Origin of the sequence: Streptomyces sp. KMM 9044 (assembly GCF_024701375.2) — a bacterium.
Taxonomy (GTDB): Bacteria; Actinomycetota; Actinomycetes; order Streptomycetales; family Streptomycetaceae; genus Streptomyces.
The window spans coordinates 2,713,197-2,731,251 of the sequence record NZ_CP113910.1 but is presented as its reverse complement, the minus strand read 5'-3'; the positions used below and the strand labels follow the sequence as shown (position 1 = coordinate 2,731,251).

General features: G+C 72.2%; 16 protein-coding genes and 2 pseudogenes. 9 read left to right on the top strand and 9 right to left on the bottom strand.

What is annotated here, in order from left to right; genetic code table 11:
• Positions 1–86 precede the first annotated feature (86 nt).
• From HUV60_RS12090 to HUV60_RS12070, 5 genes are all read left to right on the top strand, one after another.
• A complete protein-coding gene (locus tag HUV60_RS12090) occupies positions 87–1,697 on the top strand; it encodes an ABC transporter ATP-binding protein (RefSeq protein WP_257851260.1) in 1,611 nt (536 codons plus the stop codon).
• A complete protein-coding gene (locus HUV60_RS12085) occupies positions 1,697–2,821 on the top strand; it encodes an ABC transporter permease (protein ID WP_257851261.1) in 1,125 nt (374 codons plus the stop codon). The genes HUV60_RS12090 and HUV60_RS12085 overlap by 1 nt, the downstream gene beginning before the upstream one ends.
• Positions 2,818–4,092, top strand: a complete 1,275-nt coding sequence (locus HUV60_RS12080; protein ID WP_257851262.1) for an ABC transporter permease — start codon at positions 2,818–2,820, stop codon at positions 4,090–4,092. The genes HUV60_RS12085 and HUV60_RS12080 overlap by 4 nt, the downstream gene beginning before the upstream one ends.
• Positions 4,089–4,502 (top strand): cytidine deaminase, encoded by a 414-nt coding sequence (locus tag HUV60_RS12075; protein ID WP_257851263.1) that lies wholly within the window; start codon positions 4,089–4,091, stop codon positions 4,500–4,502. The genes HUV60_RS12080 and HUV60_RS12075 overlap by 4 nt, the downstream gene beginning before the upstream one ends.
• 157 nt (positions 4,503–4,659) lie before the next feature.
• The gene (locus HUV60_RS12070) at positions 4,660–5,943 is read left to right on the top strand and encodes a thymidine phosphorylase (protein ID WP_257851264.1); all 1,284 of its coding nucleotides are present in this window, start codon (positions 4,660–4,662) and stop codon (positions 5,941–5,943) included.
• 133 nt (positions 5,944–6,076) lie between these two features.
• On the opposite strand, the gene HUV60_RS12065 is transcribed toward HUV60_RS12070, so the two are convergent.
• Complete coding sequence (locus HUV60_RS12065) at positions 6,077–6,997, bottom strand: AEC family transporter (RefSeq protein ID WP_257851265.1); 921 nt, start codon at positions 6,995–6,997, stop codon at positions 6,077–6,079.
• Positions 6,998–7,178: 181 nt separating this feature from the next.
• On the opposite strand from HUV60_RS12065, the pseudogene HUV60_RS12060 reads away from it, so the two are divergent.
• Positions 7,179–7,562: pseudogene (locus tag HUV60_RS12060) on the top strand (STAS domain-containing protein); the annotation flags it as partial.
• Here the strand turns inward: HUV60_RS12060 and HUV60_RS12055 are convergent.
• Both HUV60_RS12055 and HUV60_RS12050 read right to left on the bottom strand, forming a co-directional pair.
• Positions 7,455–8,468 (bottom strand): annotated as a pseudogene (locus HUV60_RS12055) (sigma-70 family RNA polymerase sigma factor); the annotation flags it as partial. The pseudogenes HUV60_RS12060 and HUV60_RS12055 overlap by 108 nt on opposite strands.
• Positions 8,469–8,599: 131 nt before the next feature.
• A complete protein-coding gene (locus HUV60_RS12050) occupies positions 8,600–10,039 on the bottom strand; it encodes an MFS transporter (protein WP_257851266.1) in 1,440 nt (479 codons plus the stop codon).
• A 63-nt stretch (positions 10,040–10,102) separates the two neighbouring features.
• On the opposite strand from HUV60_RS12050, the gene HUV60_RS12045 reads away from it, so the two are divergent.
• Complete coding sequence (locus HUV60_RS12045; RefSeq protein ID WP_257851267.1) at positions 10,103–11,056, top strand: LysR family transcriptional regulator; 954 nt, start codon at positions 10,103–10,105, stop codon at positions 11,054–11,056.
• A 113-nt stretch (positions 11,057–11,169) separates the two neighbouring features.
• Here HUV60_RS12045 and HUV60_RS12040 read toward each other — a convergent pair whose 3' ends face one another.
• Positions 11,170–11,931, bottom strand: coding sequence for an alpha/beta hydrolase (locus tag HUV60_RS12040; protein ID WP_257851268.1), 762 nt, complete (start codon positions 11,929–11,931; stop codon positions 11,170–11,172).
• 113 nt (positions 11,932–12,044) lie between these two features.
• Between HUV60_RS12040 and HUV60_RS12035 the strand changes: the two genes are divergently transcribed.
• Positions 12,045–13,202, top strand: coding sequence for an adenosine deaminase (locus tag HUV60_RS12035; RefSeq protein ID WP_257851269.1), 1,158 nt, complete (start codon positions 12,045–12,047; stop codon positions 13,200–13,202).
• 140 nt (positions 13,203–13,342) lie between these two features.
• Positions 13,343–13,675 carry an ATP-binding protein gene (locus tag HUV60_RS12030; protein ID WP_257851270.1) on the top strand — a complete coding sequence of 111 codons (333 nt, stop codon included), beginning with the start codon at positions 13,343–13,345 and terminating at the stop codon, positions 13,673–13,675.
• A gap of 122 nt (positions 13,676–13,797) precedes the next feature.
• Here HUV60_RS12030 and HUV60_RS12025 read toward each other — a convergent pair whose 3' ends face one another.
• The 5 genes from HUV60_RS12025 to afsQ1 all read right to left on the bottom strand — a co-directional run bounded on the left by HUV60_RS12025 (position 13,798) and on the right by afsQ1 (position 17,841).
• Positions 13,798–14,001 carry a PspC domain-containing protein gene (locus HUV60_RS12025; protein ID WP_257851271.1) on the bottom strand — a complete coding sequence of 68 codons (204 nt, stop codon included), beginning with the start codon at positions 13,999–14,001 and terminating at the stop codon, positions 13,798–13,800.
• Positions 14,002–14,054: 53 nt separating this feature from the next.
• Positions 14,055–14,636, bottom strand: a complete 582-nt coding sequence (locus HUV60_RS12020) for a VanZ family protein (protein WP_257851272.1) — start codon at positions 14,634–14,636, stop codon at positions 14,055–14,057.
• 99 nt (positions 14,637–14,735) lie between these two features.
• Positions 14,736–15,380: a hypothetical protein gene (locus HUV60_RS12015; protein ID WP_257851273.1), complete on the bottom strand. Its 645-nt coding sequence runs from the start codon at positions 15,378–15,380 to the stop codon at positions 14,736–14,738.
• A complete protein-coding gene (locus tag HUV60_RS12010) occupies positions 15,380–17,266 on the bottom strand; it encodes an ATP-binding protein (protein WP_443047516.1) in 1,887 nt (628 codons plus the stop codon). Before HUV60_RS12010 ends, HUV60_RS12015 begins: the two co-directional genes overlap by 1 nt.
• The gene (gene afsQ1, locus HUV60_RS12005; protein WP_042165460.1) at positions 17,164–17,841 is read right to left on the bottom strand and encodes a two-component system response regulator AfsQ1; all 678 of its coding nucleotides are present in this window, start codon (positions 17,839–17,841) and stop codon (positions 17,164–17,166) included. The genes HUV60_RS12010 and afsQ1 overlap by 103 nt, the downstream gene beginning before the upstream one ends.
• Between the last annotated feature and the right edge of the window lie 214 nt (positions 17,842–18,055).

The window sequence follows — 18,055 nt, the reverse complement described above, 5'->3', positions numbered from 1 at the left end:
CTACGCGCGTAGACGACCCCCGTCCCCAGGAGTGCGCCATCAACGCGTCCAGCAGCCCTCCGGCCGGAGCGGCGGTCAACGAATCGGTGACCGCCGTCGAACTCGCCGGGATCACGAAGCGATTTCCGGGTGTCGTGGCCAACCACGACATCCACCTCACGGTCCGCAAGGGCACCGTGCACGCACTCGTCGGAGAGAACGGGGCCGGCAAGTCGACGCTGATGAAGATCCTCTACGGCATGCAGAAGCCGGACGAGGGCACCATCGCGGTCCACGGCGAGACGGTCTCCTTCTCCTCGCCGGCCGACGCCATCGCCCGCGGCATCGGCATGGTCCACCAGCACTTCATGCTCGCCGACAACCTCACGGTCCTCGAGAACGTGGTGCTCGGCAGCGAGAGGCTGCACGGCATCGGCGCGAAGGCCCGCCGCAGGATCGAGGAGATCTCCGAGCGCTACGGCCTCGGCGTGCGCCCCGACCTGCTGGTCGAGGAACTCGGTGTCGCCGCCCGCCAGCGCGTGGAGATCCTCAAGGTCCTCTACCGCGGCGCGACCACGCTGATCCTCGACGAGCCCACCGCCGTCCTCGTCCCGCAGGAGGTCGACGCGCTCTTCGACAACCTGCGCGAGCTCAAGGCGGAGGGCCTGTCGGTCATCTTCATCTCCCACAAGCTGGGCGAGGTCCTCTCGGTCGCCGACGACATCACCGTCGTCCGCCGGGGCACCACCGTGGGCACCGCCGTTCCCGCCGAGACCACCCCGCGCCGGCTCGCCGAGATGATGGTCGGCAGCGAACTGCCCACGCCCAAGACCGCCGAGTCCACGGTCACCGACCGCGCGGTGCTCACCGTCGACAAGCTCCGCCTGGCGGCCCCCGGCGGCAAGGCCCTGCTCGACGACGTCAGCTTCACCATCCACGCGGGCGAGGTCCTCGGCATCGCCGGCGTCGAGGGCAACGGCCAGACCGAACTGGTCGACGCGCTCATCGGCCTGCGGCACGCCGACTCCGGCACCATCCGGCTGGCCGACGAGGAGATCACCGGCTGGGCCACCCGCAGGCGCCGCGAGGAGGGCATCGGGTACATCCCCGAGGACCGCCACCGCCACGGCCTGCTCCTGGAGGCCCCCCTCTGGGAGAACCGCATCCTCGGCCACGTCACCGAGAAGCCCAACGCCAAGGGCGTCTGGCTGGACCAGAAGGCGGCCCAGGAGGACACCCGCCGCATCGTCGAGAAGTACGACGTGCGTACCCCCGGCATCGACGTCACCGCCGCGTCCCTGTCCGGCGGCAACCAGCAGAAGCTGATCGTCGGCCGGGAGATGAGCCACGGGCCCCGCTTCCTGATCGCCTCCCACCCCACCCGCGGTGTGGACGTCGGCGCGCAGGCCGCGATCTGGGACCACATCCGTCAGGCGCGCCACGAGGGCCTCGCCGTCCTGCTGATCTCCGCCGACCTGGACGAGCTGATCGGCCTGTCCGACACCCTGCGGGTGATCTACGACGGCAGGCTCGTCGCGGACGCCGACCCCGCCACCATCACCCCCGAGGAGCTCGGTACCGCCATGACCGGTGCCGCCGCCGGACACCTCGAACACGAAGAGACCCCCGAGACCCCGGCCGACGCCCGAAAGACCGGGGCGGACACCCCCGGCACCGAGGCCGCCGCCCCCGAGTCTCCGGAAGACGAGGCCCGCTGATGAAGAAGTTCGACAAGGAGCGCGTGCTCCTCGCGGTGGCCGGACCGGTTATCGCGCTCGCCGTGGCCTTCGCGCTCAGCGCGATCGTGCTGCTCGCCTCGGGCAAGAACCCCGTCGAGCCGTTCGCCCTGATGTTCGAGCAGGCGACGTTCTCCGACATCCAGGTCCTGATCGTCAACCAGGCGTCGATGTACTACATCGCCGCCCTCGCGGTGGCCATCGGCTTCCGGATGAACCTCTTCAACATCGGGGTCGACGGCCAGTACCAGCTCGGCGCCTTCATGGCAGCCGTCGTCGGCACCCACATGAACCTGCCGGCCGTGCTGCAGATCCCGCTGCTGCTCCTCACCGCCGTGTTCACCGGCGCCTTCTGGTCCGGCATCGCCGGCGTCCTCAAGGTCACCCGCGGGGTCAGCGAGGTCGTCGCCACGATCATGCTCAACGCGATCGCCACCTCGCTCATCGTCTACATGTGGAAGCCGGACGTCTTCGGCGTCAAGGTCGGCAACAACAGCACCACCGGCGAGATGCACGAGTCCGGCTGGGTCCCCGGCATCGACATGGGCGAGGCCGGCGAGATCTACGGCCTGGTCGTCCTCGCCGCGCTGCTCGGCATCGGCTACTCGATCGTCCTCCACCGCACCCGCTTCGGCTTCGACCTGCGCGCCTCCGGCGCCTCCACGACCGCCGCCTCGGCCAGCGGGGTCGACCCCAGGCGCATGGTGCTCAGCGCCATGCTGATCTCCGGCGGCCTCGCCGGCCTCGCGGGCCTGCCGATCCTGCTCGGCGACTCCCACACCTACAACCTGAACTTCCCCACCGGTATCGGCTTCCTCGGCATCGGCATCGCCCTCCTGGGCCGCAACAGCCCCGTGGGCATCGCCTTCGCCGCCCTCCTGTGGGCCTGGCTCGACAAGGCCTCGCCCGAGCTGGACTTCCACGGCTACGACAAGGAGATCGCGGTCATCATGCAGGGCCTGATCGTCCTCTCGGTCGTCGTCTCCTATGAGGCCGTCCGTGAGTGGGGCCTGCGCCGCCAGCAGCGCCAGGTCGGCGCGGAACTCGCCGCGGGCCACGTCCTCGGCGCCGACAACAACACCACGAAGGAGGTGGCCGGCCGATGACTGCTCCGACCACAGCGACCGACGTCAACCAGCCCTCGCTGCAGCACGCGGCGCCCACCGGCCGCCGCATGTCGTGGCCCGTGCTGCTGCTGGTCATCGCCGGCGCCCTGGCCCTGGTCTCGCTCGTCCGCCTCATCACCGGCGCGGACGGCATCACCAACGTCAGCCAGATGTCCACCGCCCTCCAGCTCGCCGTTCCCATCGGCCTCGCCGGACTCGGCGGCCTGTGGGCCGAGCGTGCGGGCATCGTCAACATCGGCCTCGAGGGCATGCTGATCCTCGGCACCTGGTTCGGCGCCTGGGCCGGGTTCCAGTGGGGCCCGTGGACCGGCGTCCTCGTCGGCGTCCTCGGCGGCTGCCTCGGCGGACTGCTGCACGCCGTCGTCACCGTCACCTTCCGCGTCAACCACATCGTCTCCGGTGTGGCCATCAACATCCTCGCCCTCGGCGCCACCCGCTACCTCGCCCCGCTGGCCTTCGAAGGCCACCAGGGCGGCTCGGCCAAGCAGTCCCCGGCGATCGAACCGCTCGGCCACTTCACCGTGCCGGGGCTGTCCGACGCGCTGCGGGATCTCAACGCCAAGGGCTGGTTCTTCGTCTCCGACGTCGCCGGCCTGCTCGGCGGCCTGGTCACCAACGTCTCCTGGCTGACCCTCATCGCCGTCGCGCTCATCCCCGCCACCTGGTGGATCCTCTGGCGCACCGCCTTCGGTCTGCGCCTGCGCTCCTGCGGCGAGAACCCCGTCGCCGCCGAGTCCCTCGGCGTCGACGTCTACAAGTACAAGTACCTGGCCGTGATCATCTCCGGCGGTCTGGCCGGCCTCGGCGGCGCCTTCCTCTCCATCGTCGCCAACCCCTTCTACCTGGAGGGCCAGGTCAGCGGACGCGGCTACATCGGCCTCGCCGCGATGATCTTCGGCAACTGGATGCCGGGCGGCCTCGCCATCGGCGCCGGACTCTTCGGCTACACCGACAGCCTCAACCTGCGCGGCGGCTCCACCAACGTGCACGCCCTGCTGCTGCTCGGCGCGCTGCTGCTGGTCATCGGCGCGATCTGGCTGGCGATCCGCAAGAAGTACGTGGCAGCGGTCGTCACCCTGGTCATCGGCGCCCTCGTCTACGCCTGGTACGCCGGCACCAACGAGGTCCCCAACCAGGTCGTCGCCGCCACGCCGTACGTCATCACCCTCGTGGTCCTGGCCCTGTCCGCGCAGCGGCTGCGCATGCCCAGGGCGAACGGACTGCCGTACCGGAAGGGCCAGGGCGGATGACCCCGGCCCCGGCCGCCGCCGCGGACACCGACTGGGAGGCGCTGCGCACGGTGGCGCGGGAGGCCATGTCCCACGCGTACGCCCCCTACTCGGGCTACCCGGTCGGTGTCGCCGCCCTGGTCGACGACGGTCGCACGGTCTCCGGCTGCAACGTCGAGAACGCCAGCTACGGGCTCAGCCTGTGCGCCGAGTGCGGACTGGTCTCGGAACTGCAGCGCACCGGCGGTGGCCGCCTCACGCACTTCACCTGCGTGGACGGCACGGGCGCCGCCCTCGTCCCGTGCGGCCGCTGCCGACAGCTGCTGTACGAGTTCGGCGGCCCGGGGCTGCTCCTGGACACCCCGGCGGGCGTCCTGCCGCTCTCGGAGATGCTGCCCCAGGCCTTCGGCCCGGAGCACCTCGCCCAGTAGCTCCGCGGGACCCCGCAGGCCCCGCAGTACCTCGCCCACCCCGTACTCCGCCACACCTCCGCAACTCCACCGCGGCCCCTCCTCGCGGCTCACCCCCGACCGGAGGGGCCGCGTCCCGAGGGGCCGCTCCCTTCGTACTCCGGAAGGAATGCCAGTCATGGCCATGGACGTCATCTCCGTCATCCGCACCAAGCGGGACCGCGGCGAACTCAGCGACGAACAGATCGACTGGGTGATCGACGCGTACACCCGCGGGGAGGTCGCCGACGAGCAGATGTCGGCCCTCGCGATGGCGATCCTCCTCAACGGCATGAACCGGGGCGAGATCGCCCGCTGGACCGCGGCGATGATCGCCTCCGGCGAGCGCATGGACTTCTCCTCGCTGTCCCGGCCCACGGCCGACAAGCACTCCACGGGCGGCGTCGGCGACAAGATCACCCTGCCGCTCGCCCCGCTGGTCGCCGCCTGCGGCGCGGCCGTCCCGCAGCTGTCCGGCAGGGGCCTCGGCCACACCGGAGGCACCCTGGACAAGCTGGAGTCGATCCCCGGCTGGCGCGCGCTGCTGTCCAACGACGAGATGCTGTCCGTCCTGGACGGCGTCGGCGCCGTGATCTGCGCGGCCGGCGACGGCCTCGCCCCCGCCGACAAGAAGCTCTACGCCCTGCGCGACGTGACCGGCACCGTCGAGGCGATCCCGCTGATCGCCTCCTCGATCATGTCGAAGAAGATCGCCGAGGGCACCGGCTCGCTCGTCCTGGACGTCAAGGTCGGCAGCGGCGCCTTCATGAAGACGCTGGACGACGCCCGCGAACTCGCCTCCACGATGGTCGGCCTCGGCACCGGCCACGGCGTGAGGACGGTCGCCCTGCTCACCGACATGTCGACGCCGCTCGGCCTGACCGCCGGCAACGCCCTCGAGGTCCGCGAGTCGGTGGAGGTCCTGGCGGGCGGCGGCCCCGCCGACGTCGTGGAACTGACCCTCGCCCTGGCCCGTGAGATGCTCGACGCCGCCGGCGTCAAGGACGCCGACCCGGCGAAGGCCCTGGCCGACGGCACCGCGATGGACGTCTGGCGTCGCATGATCGCGGCCCAGGGCGGCGACCCGGACGCGCCCCTGCCGACGGCTCGCGAACAGCACGTGGTGACGGCGGTCGCCTCCGGTGTCCTGACCCGCCTGGACGCCTACGACATCGGCGTCGCCGCCTGGCGCCTCGGCGCGGGCCGTGCCCGCAAGGAGGACCCGGTGCAGGCGGGCGCGGGCGTCGAACTGCACGCCAGGCCCGGCGACACCGTCACCGCGGGCCAGCCCCTGCTCACCCTCCACACGGACACCCCGGACCGCTTCGACTACGCCCTCGACGCGGTGTCCGGCTCCTACGACATCGAGGCCCCGGGCACGCCGTTCACGGCGACGCCGGTGGTACGGGAACGCATCGCCTGACCTGCGCCCGCGGCCGGAGGCCGATGCCGGGCACCGCTTTTTCGGGTGGACGGGGCCGGTGGACCGCCACCGGCCCCGTTCGGCGTGCCGGACGACGCCCCGTCGCCGGCACAGGCGAGTCCCCGGGACCGGGTCACCCCAGCAGCGCCGCCACCACCACGAGCACCGGGACCGACAGCAGGGTCGACACCAGGATCGCCTCGCGGGCCAGGGTTTCGCCCACGCGGTAGCGGCTCGCGTAGGTGAAGATGTTCTGCGCTGCCGGGAGCGCCGACGTCACCACCACGTCGAGCAACTGGGCGCCGCGCAGGCCGAAGACCGTCACCGCCAGTATCCAGGCGACCGCCGGCTGGCCCACCGACTTCAGGGCCACGGCGAGCAGTACCGCCCCGCGTTGCCCGCCCCGCAGGGGCGGGGAGCTGCCGCGCAGCGAGATGCCGAATGCAAGCAGGACCGCCGGGACCGCCATGTTGCCGATCAACGTCAGCGGGTCCATGACCGGGCCGGGAATCCCGATGCCGCTCGCCGACACCGCCACCCCCGTCAGTGAGCCCAGCGCGACCGGATTCCGCAGCGGTGTGAGAAGCCGCCGCCACAGGGGCTGTTTCTCCCCGGCGGTCGCCAGGTCCAGGATCGTCAGCGCGACCGGTGTGACCCCGACGAGCTGGAACAGCAGCACCGGCGCCACGAGCGAGGCGTCACCGAGGACGTACACGGCGATCGGGATGCCCAGGTTGCCGGAGTTGACGTAGCTGGAACACAGGGCGCCGATGGTGGTGCGCCCCACGCCCCAGCCGCGCGCGGCACCCACCGCCACGAAGACGCCGGCCACCGCGGCCGTGCTCAGCGCGGTGACCAGGAGCCGGCCGGAGAAGACCAGCGACAGGTCGGCCTCGGCGAGGATCGTGAACAGCAGCGCCGGGGACGCCACGTGGAACGCGAGCTTCGTCAGCACCTCGTGGCCCTGCCGGCCGAGATACCCCCGGCGGCCGATCAGGTAGCCGGCGCCGATGACGACCGCGATCACCAAGAAGCCGCTCAGCACCCCCTGCACGACGGCTCCTCGCCGGGGTGGCGAGCACGGCGAGTGCCGGGGACCGCGGGCGGGGAGGATCTGTGGCGCATACAGGCAACCCTCGGGGGCGGGTCGTGCCCGGGTCAATGTGATCTCCACTGCGCGGCATCAGGGGAAAGGGCGCGTAACTCATCGCGGTGTCCCACGAGGAGCCACCGCGATGAGTTACGCGCCTCCGTCCGGTCTACCGCTCGTGGATGCCACGACACCCCCTGTACTCGTCCTGCGCGGCCCCGTCACCCTTGACGGGGTGAGCGGGCCGAGCGACGCGCTGCGGGCACTCCTGGACCGCGGCGGGGCCGGCGGGGTGGTCGTCTGCGACGTGGGAGGGCTGGGGCCGCCGGGGCTCGCCGCCGTGAACCTGCTGGCGCGCCTCCAGCTCCTGGCCCGCCGGACCGGCGGCCGGATACGGTTGCGCGACCCCGACCCCGCCCTGTGCTCCCTGCTCGACCTCGTCGGCCTCGGCTTCGAGGTGGAGGGGCAGCCCGAAGAGCGGGAACCAGCGCCGGGTGTCGAGGAAGCAGTGGAACCCGGTGATCCGGCCGCCCGAGATCTCCAGCACCTGGACCGCCCACGGAATGAACCCGCCGGCCTCCGGGTCCGGCTTGTACTGGGCGAACCCGGGCAGGCCGTTCACCCGGACCGGCAGCAGCCGTGAGCCCGCACAGGCGGCGCCCAGCGTCGTCATGAAGCCCGTGATGTCGCCGGTGCCGGTCAGCCACAGGTCGAACGGCGGCATCGTCATGATGGCCTCCTCGTGCAGCAGCGCCGTCAGCGCCGGCATGTCGTACCCCTCGAACGCCGCCACATAGCGCTCCAGGAGCCTCTGCTGCTTTTCGTCCAACGGGTCCGAGACGGACGCCTCGGCGCCCGGCTGCCGGCCCTCCGCGAGCGTCGCCCGCGCCCGCTGCAGCGCGCTGTTGACGGACGCGACCGAGGTGTTGAGCAGCTCGGCCACCTCGCTCGCCCTCCAGGCCAGCACCTCGCGCAGCACCAGCACCGCCCGCTGCTTGGGCGGCAGCTGCTGGAGGGCGGCCATGAAGGCGAGCCGCACGGACTCCTTGGCGACCGCCGCCTCCGCCGGGTCGGCGGTCTCGGGCAGCATCCGGGAATCCGGCATCGGCTCCAGCCAGGTGTGGTCCGGCCGGGGCGAGAGAGCCGCGCGGGCCAGTGGCATCGACTCCGTCAGGTCCATCGGGCGGGCCCGTTTGTTGCCCGCCGTCAGCATGTCCAGGCAGACGTTGGTCGCGATGCGGTACAGCCAGGAACGCAGACTGGAGCGGCCTTCGAACCTGTCGAAGCTGCGCCAGGCACGGACCATCGTGTCCTGCACCGCGTCCTCCGCGTCGAAGGAGGAGCCGAGCATGCGGTAGCAGTACCCGGTCAGCTCGACGCGGTGTGCCTCGAGCCTGGAGTCGAGACCGGTCGTCGTCGCCGTGCCGTTCGTCATCGTCCGTCCACCCCTGCGGCTTGTCTGTGGCGCGCCTTCGCACCCAGCACTTCGGAAGCTACCGCAGCCCACTGACAACGACCCCCCGAGACGACGAACGTGCAGGCGGGGGCGGGTCCGGTGGGGAACCGCTACGTCCGCCCACCGGCCCGCGGAACCGCTCCGAACCCGTCGGGCCCGTCGGGCCCGTCGGGCCCGCCCGGCGCAGGGGCGGGCCGGCGCCGCTCCACCCGGGCCGCGCGGGTGCCCAGCACCGTGATGGCCACGACGCCGGCCACCGCCACCAGGCCGACCCCCACCGTCCCGGACCAGCCGCCCGAGTGGAAGGCGAGCGCACCGGCCGTGCTGCCCGCGCTGGAGCCGACGTAGTAGGCGGACTGGTACAGCGCCGACGCCTGGGCGCGGCCCTGGGTGGCCGTCCGCCCGACCGCCGCGGACGCGACCGCGTGACCCGCGAAGAAACCGCCGGTGATCAGCACCAGGCCCAGCAGGATCAGGGGCAGGGAGCCGGCCAGGGACAGCAGCAGACCCGCCGCCGTGGTGCCGCCCGCCGCGTACAGTGCGCCCCGGCGGCCGAGCCGGCCCGCCAGCCGGCCCGCCGCCGACGCCGCCACCGTGCCGACCAGGTACACCAGGAAGATCGAGCCGACGATGCCCTGGGGGAGGGAGAAGGGCGCCTCGGCCAGCCGGTAGCCGATCACGGTGTAGACCCCGCCGAACACGGTCATGAACAGGGCGCCGATGGCGTACAGGCGCCGCAGCAGCGGGTTCGCGAGATGGCCGCGGACCGTGCCGAGCAGGACGCGTGGGCGCAGCGAGCCCGGACGGAAGTGCTTCGGCGCCGGCAGCAGCAGCCGGAACGCCACCGCGCACACCACCGAGAGCACCCCGATCACACCGACGGCGATCCGCCAGCCCCACTCCTGGGCCACCCAGCCGGCGATGACCCGGCCGCTCATCCCGCCGACGCTGTTGCCCGCGACGAACAGTCCGATCGCGGTCACCAGGGCCTTCGGCCGGACCTCCTCCGCCAGATACGCGGTCGCGGACGCGGGCACCCCGGCCAGGGCCGCCCCCTGGAGCGCCCGCAGTGCCACCAGGGAGCCCAGCGACGGGGCGAAGGGGACCAGCAGGCCGACGGTCACCGCGACGGCCAGCGAGGCCGTCATGACCGTACGGCGCCCGTACCGCTCCGAGAGCGCGCTCATCGGCAGCACGAACACCGCGAGACCACCGGTGGCCGCCGCCACCGTCCAGCTCGCCTCGCCCGCGCTCACCCCGAGGTCGCCGGAGACCAGCGGCAGCAGGGCCTGCGTGGAGTACAGCAGCGCGAAAGCCGCCACACCCGCCAGGAACAGGGCGAAGCTCATCCGGCGGAAACCGGGGCCGCCCGGGGACAGACGCGCGTCGGCACCACCCGGCGTGCCCGGCGTGCCCGGAGCAACCGGAGCAACCGGAGCGGCCGGCGGGCTCGGGGGCGGGGAGGAGGGGAGGACGGGGGGAGAGACGGCGGATATGACGAAGGTGCGGGCGTCCACGGTGGTGGACGCCCCGGTACCGGCGGGAGACATGCCGCGAATCTACGAACGGCCCCACTCATCCGTCCAATGCATGGAATCGTCATAATCGTTCCCATGCAGCATCAGCAGAGGTCATCGGGTCGACTGCCACCGTCCAGTGACACAGAAGACATCGTCGCGCTGCTCGCGCCGCGCCTCGTCCACTTCGCCGGCGTCGCCCGCACGGAGCATGTCACCCGTGCCGCCCAGGAACTGCAGGTGCCGCAGTCCACGCTCTCCCGGTCCGTCGTCCGCCTCGAACAGGACCTGGGCGTCGACCTGTTCGCCCGTCACGGCCGGGCCCTCTCCCTCACCCCCGCCGGCCGTACCTTCCTCGCCTCCGTGGAACGGGCCCTCGCCGAGATCGGGCGGGGCGCCGACGAGGTCCGTGCCGACGCCGACCCGGCCACCGGCAAGGTCGCCTTCGGGTTCCTGCACACCATGGGCGCCGAGACCGTGCCCGGCCTGCTGCACGCCTTCCGCGCCGATCACCCGCGCATCCGCTTCAGCCTCGTCCAGAACTACGGCGAGGCCATGCTGGAAGGCCTCCGCGCGGGCGAGCTCGACCTGTGCCTGACCTCCCCGGTCCCGGACGCCCCCGACCTCGTCGCCCGCCGCCTGGACGAGCAGAAGCTGCGCCTGGTCATCCCCGCCGACCACCGGCTCGCCGGCCGCCGCCGGATCCGCCTCGACGAGGCCGCCGACGAGAACTTCGTGACCCTGGAGGCCGGTTACGGCCTGCGCCGCATCACCGACGACCTCTGCGCCCAGGCCGGGTTCCGGCCCCGGGTCGCCTTCGAGGGCGAGGAGGCGGAGACCCTGAGGGGCCTGGTCGCGGCCGGGCTCGGCGTCGCCCTGCTGCCCCCGCCGGCCGTGCCCCGCCCCGGTGTGGTGGAACTGACCGTCACCTCGCCGCGGGCGGCCCGTGAGATCGGCGTCGCCTGGCTGGCGGGGCGGCCGGACACCCTGCCGGTGTCGGCGTTCAAGAAGTTCCTGCTGTCGCGGCGCGGCCGCCTGCTCCCGGACTGACCGCCCCCGCCGCCTGCCGCTCGGCGCCCGGCGTCTGCCGCCTACCACTCGACGCCCGGCACTCGTCATACCGGTGCGTACGGCCGAATACCGGTGCGTACGGCCGAGGCCGCCTACCGCCGTAACGACGTACCGAACCCCGAGGCCAGCGGCATCCGCAGTCCCAGGGGCGGAGGCGCCGCCAGCGCGTCCCGCACCGGACGCGACAGCGCCCGCCCGAACAGCGTTCCCATCACGAAGTCCTCGCACAGCGCCAGTACTTCATCCCGGTACTGGTGCAACCCGTGCCCGTCGGCGTGTACTTCGAAGCGGCACACGTCCCGGTTCGCCTTCTTCGCCCGCGCCGCCAGCCGGAAGGACAGCTCGGGGTCGGTCCGCAGGTCGTGCGTGCCGTGGACGATCAGTACCTGCCGTCCGGCCAGTTGTTTCACCGGTTCGGGTGGTGCGGCCACATCCTCCTCGGGCAGCCAGGGGGCCAGCGCCAGCACGGAGCCGACGGCCTCGTGGCCGCCCGCGCGCAGGGCCGCCCTGCCGCCCATGCCGAGGCCGGCCAGGCACACGGGAACGTCCCCGTAGCGCCGCACGGCCTCGTCGGCGGCCCAGGTGGCGTCCCGCGCGAGACGCGCCTCGCTGCCGTTCCAGCCCCGGTAGCGGTAGTGGACGACATGGACGGCGAGTTGCTCGGCCCGGCCCGCGCGGCTGAGACGGCGTCCCAGCGCGCGCACGGAGGCGGTCGCCACCAGGGGGGACGGTCTGCGGCCGGAGACCGGATCGCCGCCGGGGAGCAGCAGCACCACGCCGCTCACCGTCTTCGCCTCGGGGCCGAGCGCCCTCCCCAGCCGTGCCCCGCGAGCCGACGTCGCTTGCTGTGCCATGGCAGAACAGTGTCAGAAGCAACGGTGTACGGGCCCCTTCCGTGCGGTCACTGTTGGGTATCGGCAGATGCGCACGCCGGGCGATCTACGCGCGTAGGCGTTAGAGTGCCGAGATGACGAGCCAGAGCACTGTGAACACCCCGGCCGCGGGCCAGATCCGTCGGGCGCCCAAGGTTCTGCTGCACGACCATCTCGACGGCGGTCTGCGCCCCGGCACCGTCGTCGACCTGGCCCGCGAGGGCGGTTGCACCCAACTCCCCGAGACCGACCCGGACAGGCTCGGCCTCTGGTTCCGGGAGGCCGCCGACTCCGGTTCCCTGGAGCGGTACCTGGAGACGTTCTCGCACACCGTCGGCGTCATGCAGACCCGGGACGCCCTGGTGCGGGTGGCCGCCGAGTGCGCCGAGGACCTGGCGGCGGACGGTGTCGTCTACGCCGAGGTGCGCTACGCGCCCGAGCAGCACCTCGAGGGCGGGCTGACCCTCGAGGAGGTCGTCGAAGCGGTCAACGAGGGCTTCCGGCAGGGGGAACGGCGGGCCCGGCAGGACGGCCGACGCATCCGCGTCGGCGCACTGCTCACCGCCATGCGGCACGCGGCCCGCTCCCTGGAGATCGCCGAACTCGCCAACCGCTACCGGGACCTGGGTGTCGTCGGCTTCGACATCGCGGGCGCCGAGGCCGGTTACCCTCCCACCCGGCACCTCGACGCCTTCGAGTACCTCAAGCGCGAGAACAACCACTTCACGATCCACGCCGGAGAGGCCTTCGGGCTCCCGTCCATCTGGCAGGCCCTGCAGTGGTGCGGTGCCGACCGGCTCGGGCACGGGGTGCGCATCATCGACGACATCCAGGTGCGCGACGACGGCACGGTCGAGCTCGGCCGGCTCGCCTCCTACGTCCGGGACAAGCGCATCCCGTTGGAGCTGTGCCCCAGCTCCAACCTGCAGACCGGGGCGGCGGCCTCGTACGCCGAGCACCCCATCGGCCTGCTGCGCCGGCTGCATTTCCGTGCCACGGTGAACACCGACAACAGGCTCATGTCGCACACGAGCATGAGCCAGGAATTCGAGCACCTGGTCGACGCGTTCGGCTACACGCTCGACGACATGCAGTGGTTCTCCGTCAATGCGATGAAATCGGCATTCATTCCTTTCGACGAACGACTCGCCATGATCAATGACGTCATCAAGCCCGGTTACGCCGAGCTGAAATCCGAATGGCTGTTCCGTCGGGCCGCCTCCACCAGCCGTTCTGTCACCTCGGAAGAGTGATCGGGGGGATCTTCGGACAGCGGACACGCGAGCGGTGTTCACCCTGCGTCTGCATTTCGCTGTTTGCGGCCGGTGGCCCCGTCTGATTACGGTCACCGGACCGCTCACATCCCTGTATTCCATTTCGAGGACACATCTTCATGAAGCAGTCTGCTGCCAAGACCCTCGGCGTCGCCGCGCTCGGTGCCGCCTTCGCCGCCGCCGGTGCGGGTGCCGCCACCGCAGCCCCGTCCGTCCCGGACGCCCTCCCCGCGCTGGACACCGTCACCCAGGCCCTCCCGGCCGAGAACCTCTCCGCGCTGCCGGGCCCGGAGCAGGCGGCGGAGACCGGTCTGCAGGCGGCAGGCGCGGGCGTGACGGCCGTACAGCCGGTCGTCGAGCAGCGGCTCGCCGACGGTCCGACGCAGCCGGTCGCCGGTCTGCTCGGCGGCCTGCCGCTGCAGGGCTCCGTCAACGGCTTCCCCGTCGGCTGACATCCACAGGAGCATCTCGCACAGGGCCCGCCCCGGCAGGCCCGTGTCCGATGGGGCGCCCCCGGGTCCGGGGGCGCCCCATCGGTGTGCTCACGAGGAGGGCGGCGCGGGAACCGCGGGTCTCACCAGGCGCTCGTCCGGACCTTGCCCTCGGACGGGAACAGGATCCACAGCGCTATGTAGAGCAGGAACTGCGGGCCTGGGAGCAGGCACGAGGCCACGAAGACGACCCGCATCGTGGTCGGGGAGGTGCCGAAGCGGCGGGCCAGCGCGGCACACACGCCGCCGATCACGCGGTTGTCGGTGGGGCGGGCGAGGCGGGACATCGTGAACTCCTTCGTGGTCGTGCTGTCGGGTTGTTCCTCCCGTGTACCCCACGTTACGGAGATGAAGGGGGCAAGGCGTCACTCCACGGGGCGATGCCCACCCTGGTAATCGTCGGGGTCCGACCCTGAGCAGGCTCCTCCCCGCGGATCCCCGTCCCGGCCCGGCGCAGGGCCCGGCGGCGCAGCCGGGCACGCCCCGCAGGCACCAGGGCGGCATGAGCGAGGGCCGCACCCAGGGTGTTCAGCATCAGCGCGTCGACGTCCACGACCCGTCCCGGCACCCCGGTCTGCAGCATCTCGATGCCCAGCGACAGCAGCGCCGCAGCGGTCATGGTGCGGATCAGTGAACCCACCGGCGAGACGGCCAGCCGGCCCCCCGCCATCGGCAGCAGCACACCGAGCGGCGCGAACAGCGCCAGCCCCTCGGCGACCCGGCGGCCCCCCGTCGCCCAGCCCAGCGCGAAATCCGCCCGGAGGCCGTCGAAGGGGCGCAGATTGGCGGGCGTCACCCAGGGGACCTGCAGAGGGCGCAGCGTGCACCAGGCGACGAACACGAGATACCCGGCCAGGAGGAGACCTCCTGCCACACGGATACGGAACGCGGCGGTGCCGCCGACGGGGCCTTGACGCTGCACGAACCCCTAGACGCGGCCCCGGCAGGATCGGTTCCGCGCGGGACCCCGTCAGTCGGGTGAGGCATGCGCCACAGCGCGGCACACCGGCCGCGCCCGGCGTCACCCGTCGGCGACCGCCGTGGACGGCAGCTCCGTGCTGCCGGGACGGGCCCGGACCTCGTCGGTGCACCGGTAGCGGCGCGGTCGTCCGTCGTCCTGGCCGCCCAGGACCACCGAGCCGTCGCCCTCGACCGCCGCCGAGTCGGAGAACGTGCAGACGATCTGCGCGAGCGCATAGGACGTCAGGCTCCCCGGCGGGATGCTCAGACGCAGCGTGTCCTGGGGGTCGCCGGCACGCGGACCGCTCACGGTCATCCCGCCCCGTACGTTCGTGGTGTACCCGGTCTCCTTCTCGGCGGGCGTCGGCGGCGCGGAGAGCTGGTCCAGCAGTCCCCGAGCCACCTCGGCGCGCCGCTGCCCGGAGTCCGCCGCGCTCTTTGGCACCCGCACCGTCCGGTCGACGGCCGCCAGGGACGAGCCGCAGAGCAGGAACACCTGCGCCGGCAGGCCCCGCGCGGGCGGTGAGGCTCCGTCCGCCTCGGTCTGAGCACAGCGCATCCGGGAGGGTGCCGGACCGAAGTCGGTCGGCACCTCGGTGGCCCGGATCCCGCACCCGGCGAGCAGCACGCCGAGCGCGGTGACGGTGAGCAGCCCGGGGAAGCGGCGTATCCGCACCGGGCTCGCCTTCGTCGGACGTACGGTCATCACGTGTCCCCCTCGGCGCGCTCACGCCGGGCGCCGCCCTTGCCGCCACCGGCCGCCTTCCCGGAGGCGCCGCCCGTGCTCTCCCGCGGGTCCTCGGCGTCCCGTTCCATCAGTGCGGAGACGTCGCGCGGCAGCCGCAGCGTGAACACCGCACCGCCGCCGGGGGCGTTGGCCGCGGTGATCTCGCCGCCGTGGGCATGGGCGTTCTCCATCGCGATGGACAGCCCGAGCCCGCTGCCCTCGGAACGCGGCCGGGACGCGCTGGCCTTGTAGAAGCGGTCGAAGACGTGCGGCAGGACGTCCTCGGGAATGCCCGGTCCCTGGTCCCGCACCTCGATGACCACCGTGCCCACGCCCTCGGCGCCGGCGGTGGGACCCGGCTCGTCGGCCGTTTCCCTGCCGTCGACCGTGTCTGCCCCCGCGGCGCCCGGACGGTCGCCACCGCTTCCGCTTCCGGCCTCGCGTTCCTCCCGCACCGACACCCGTACCGGCGAGCCGCCGTGTTTGAGGGCGTTGCCGATGAGGTTGGCGAGGACCACGTCCAGCCGGCGCGGGTCGATCCGGGCGTGGATGCCGCGCTCCGCGTCCAGTTCGACCGCGTCCAGCCAGGCACGGGCGTCGATGCAGGCGGTGATCTGGTCGGCGATGTCGACGTCGTCGAGGACGAGACGGGCGGTGCCCGCGTCGAAACGGGTGACCTCCATCAGGTTCTCGACCAGGTCGCCCAGCCGTCGCGTCTCACTGATCACGATCCGTACGGCGGGCTCGATCATCGGGTCGATGCCACCGCCCTCGAACTCCAACTCCTCCTCGAGGACTTCCGTCACCGCCGTGATCGCGGTCAGCGGGGTACGCAGTTCGTGGCTCATGTCCGCGACGAACCGGCGGGACGCGTCGTCCCGGGCAGCCATGTCGGCCACCCGTTTCTCCAGCGCCTCGGCGGCCTTGTTGAACGTTCTCGACAGATCGGCCAGTTCGTCCGTGCCCGACACCCGCAGCCGGGTGTCCAGCCTGCCCTCGCCGAGCCGCCAGGCGGCCACCCCGAGCCGCTGCACCGGCTTCAGCACGGTCGTCGCCAGGGCCTGCGCCAGCAGCGCGGAGCCGATCAGCGCGAGCCCGGTGGCGATCCCCAGCGACCAGGCGAGCGAGTTGAGGTCCTTGGCCTCCGGCTCCAGCGACTTGAGCATGTAACCGGTCGGGCCGCTGCCGATCGTCCGGGTGCCCGCCACCAGGTAGGGGGTGTCGCCCTGGACGATCCGCTGCCAGTACAGGTGGTACGCGTACGGGTTGGCCGAGGTGATCTTCTGCCGCTCGTTCACCGCCTCGCGCAGCGAGACCGGCACGTCCTGCACCGAGAAGCCGCTCAGCCCGCCCGAACTGCCGTACACGGTACGGCCCCGGGGGTCCTCGGCGATCAGCAGCACCGAGAACCGCTGGCTGCTGTCGGCCATCTGGCCCGCCGCGTGCTGCAGTTCGTCCTGCGTCGGGTGCTCGGGCAGCGCGCCCGCCCGGTTCTGCATCCCCTGCTCGAAGTCGCCCAGGACCGCGTCCTGGGCACGGGTGAGCACCGCCTCGCGGTTGAGCCAGTACGCGATGCCCGACGCGGACACCGCGGCGGTGAGCGCGACCAGCCCGAACACGACGACGAGCCGCAGCCGCAGGCTGGTGAACCGCAGCCGTGACCAGACGCCCTTGCGCGCCGCGGACCAGCCGCGGGGCCCGCTGCGGTCTTCCTGGTGCTCCTGGTGCTCCTGGTGCTGCTGGTTCCCTTGTTGCTCGTGTGTCACTGAGGCGGGTCCAGCCGGTAGCCGACACCCCGCACCGTACGGATCAGCGTCGGGGACGACGGCACGTCCTCGATCTTGGCGCGCAGCCGCTGGACGCAGGCGTCCACGAGGCGCGAGTCGCCCAGGTAGTCGTGTTCCCACACCAGCCGCAGCAGCTGCTGCCGGGACAGCGCCTGGCCCGGACGGCGGCTCAGTTCGAGCAGCAGGCGCAGCTCGGTCGGCGTCAGCTGGAGGTCCTCGCCGTTCTTCGTCACGGTCATCGCCGCGCGGTCGATGACCAGACTGCCGAAGCTCGCCGAGTCGGTGGACTCCCGTTCACCGCGGCGCAGCACCGCCCGGATCCGGGCGTCCAGCACCCTGCCCTGCACGGGTTTGACCACGTAGTCGTCGGCGCCGGACTCCAGGCCGACCACGACGTCGATGTCGTCGTTGCGCGCGGTCAGCAGGATGATCGGCAGCTGGTCGGTGCGCCGGATACGCCGGCAGACCTCGAATCCGTCGATGCCGGGCAGGTTCACGTCCAGCACGATCAGATCCGGCCGCTGCTCACGCAGCAGCTTCAGACCGTCCTCACCGCTGGCAGCGGTCGCCACGCGATGACCCTGGCGCGTCAGTGAGAGCTCCAGGGCCGTGCGGATGGCGTCGTCGTCCTCGATCAGCAACAGGGAAGGCACAGGCTCATTCTGGCCCATGGAGGCTCCCCGTTCGACCCGCGGGGGCAGATACCCGTGGGGATCGCACGAAGACAGCCACGTGTGCCGACGTCTGGGGAGAAGGCGCGGGCGACGACGGCTCCGGACCGAGGCCGCCCTCTGTGACAGGCCTGTGACAGTCGGCGGACACGGCGATGAAGTCACCCGGGCAGGCTTTCCGTCATCAGCAGGACAG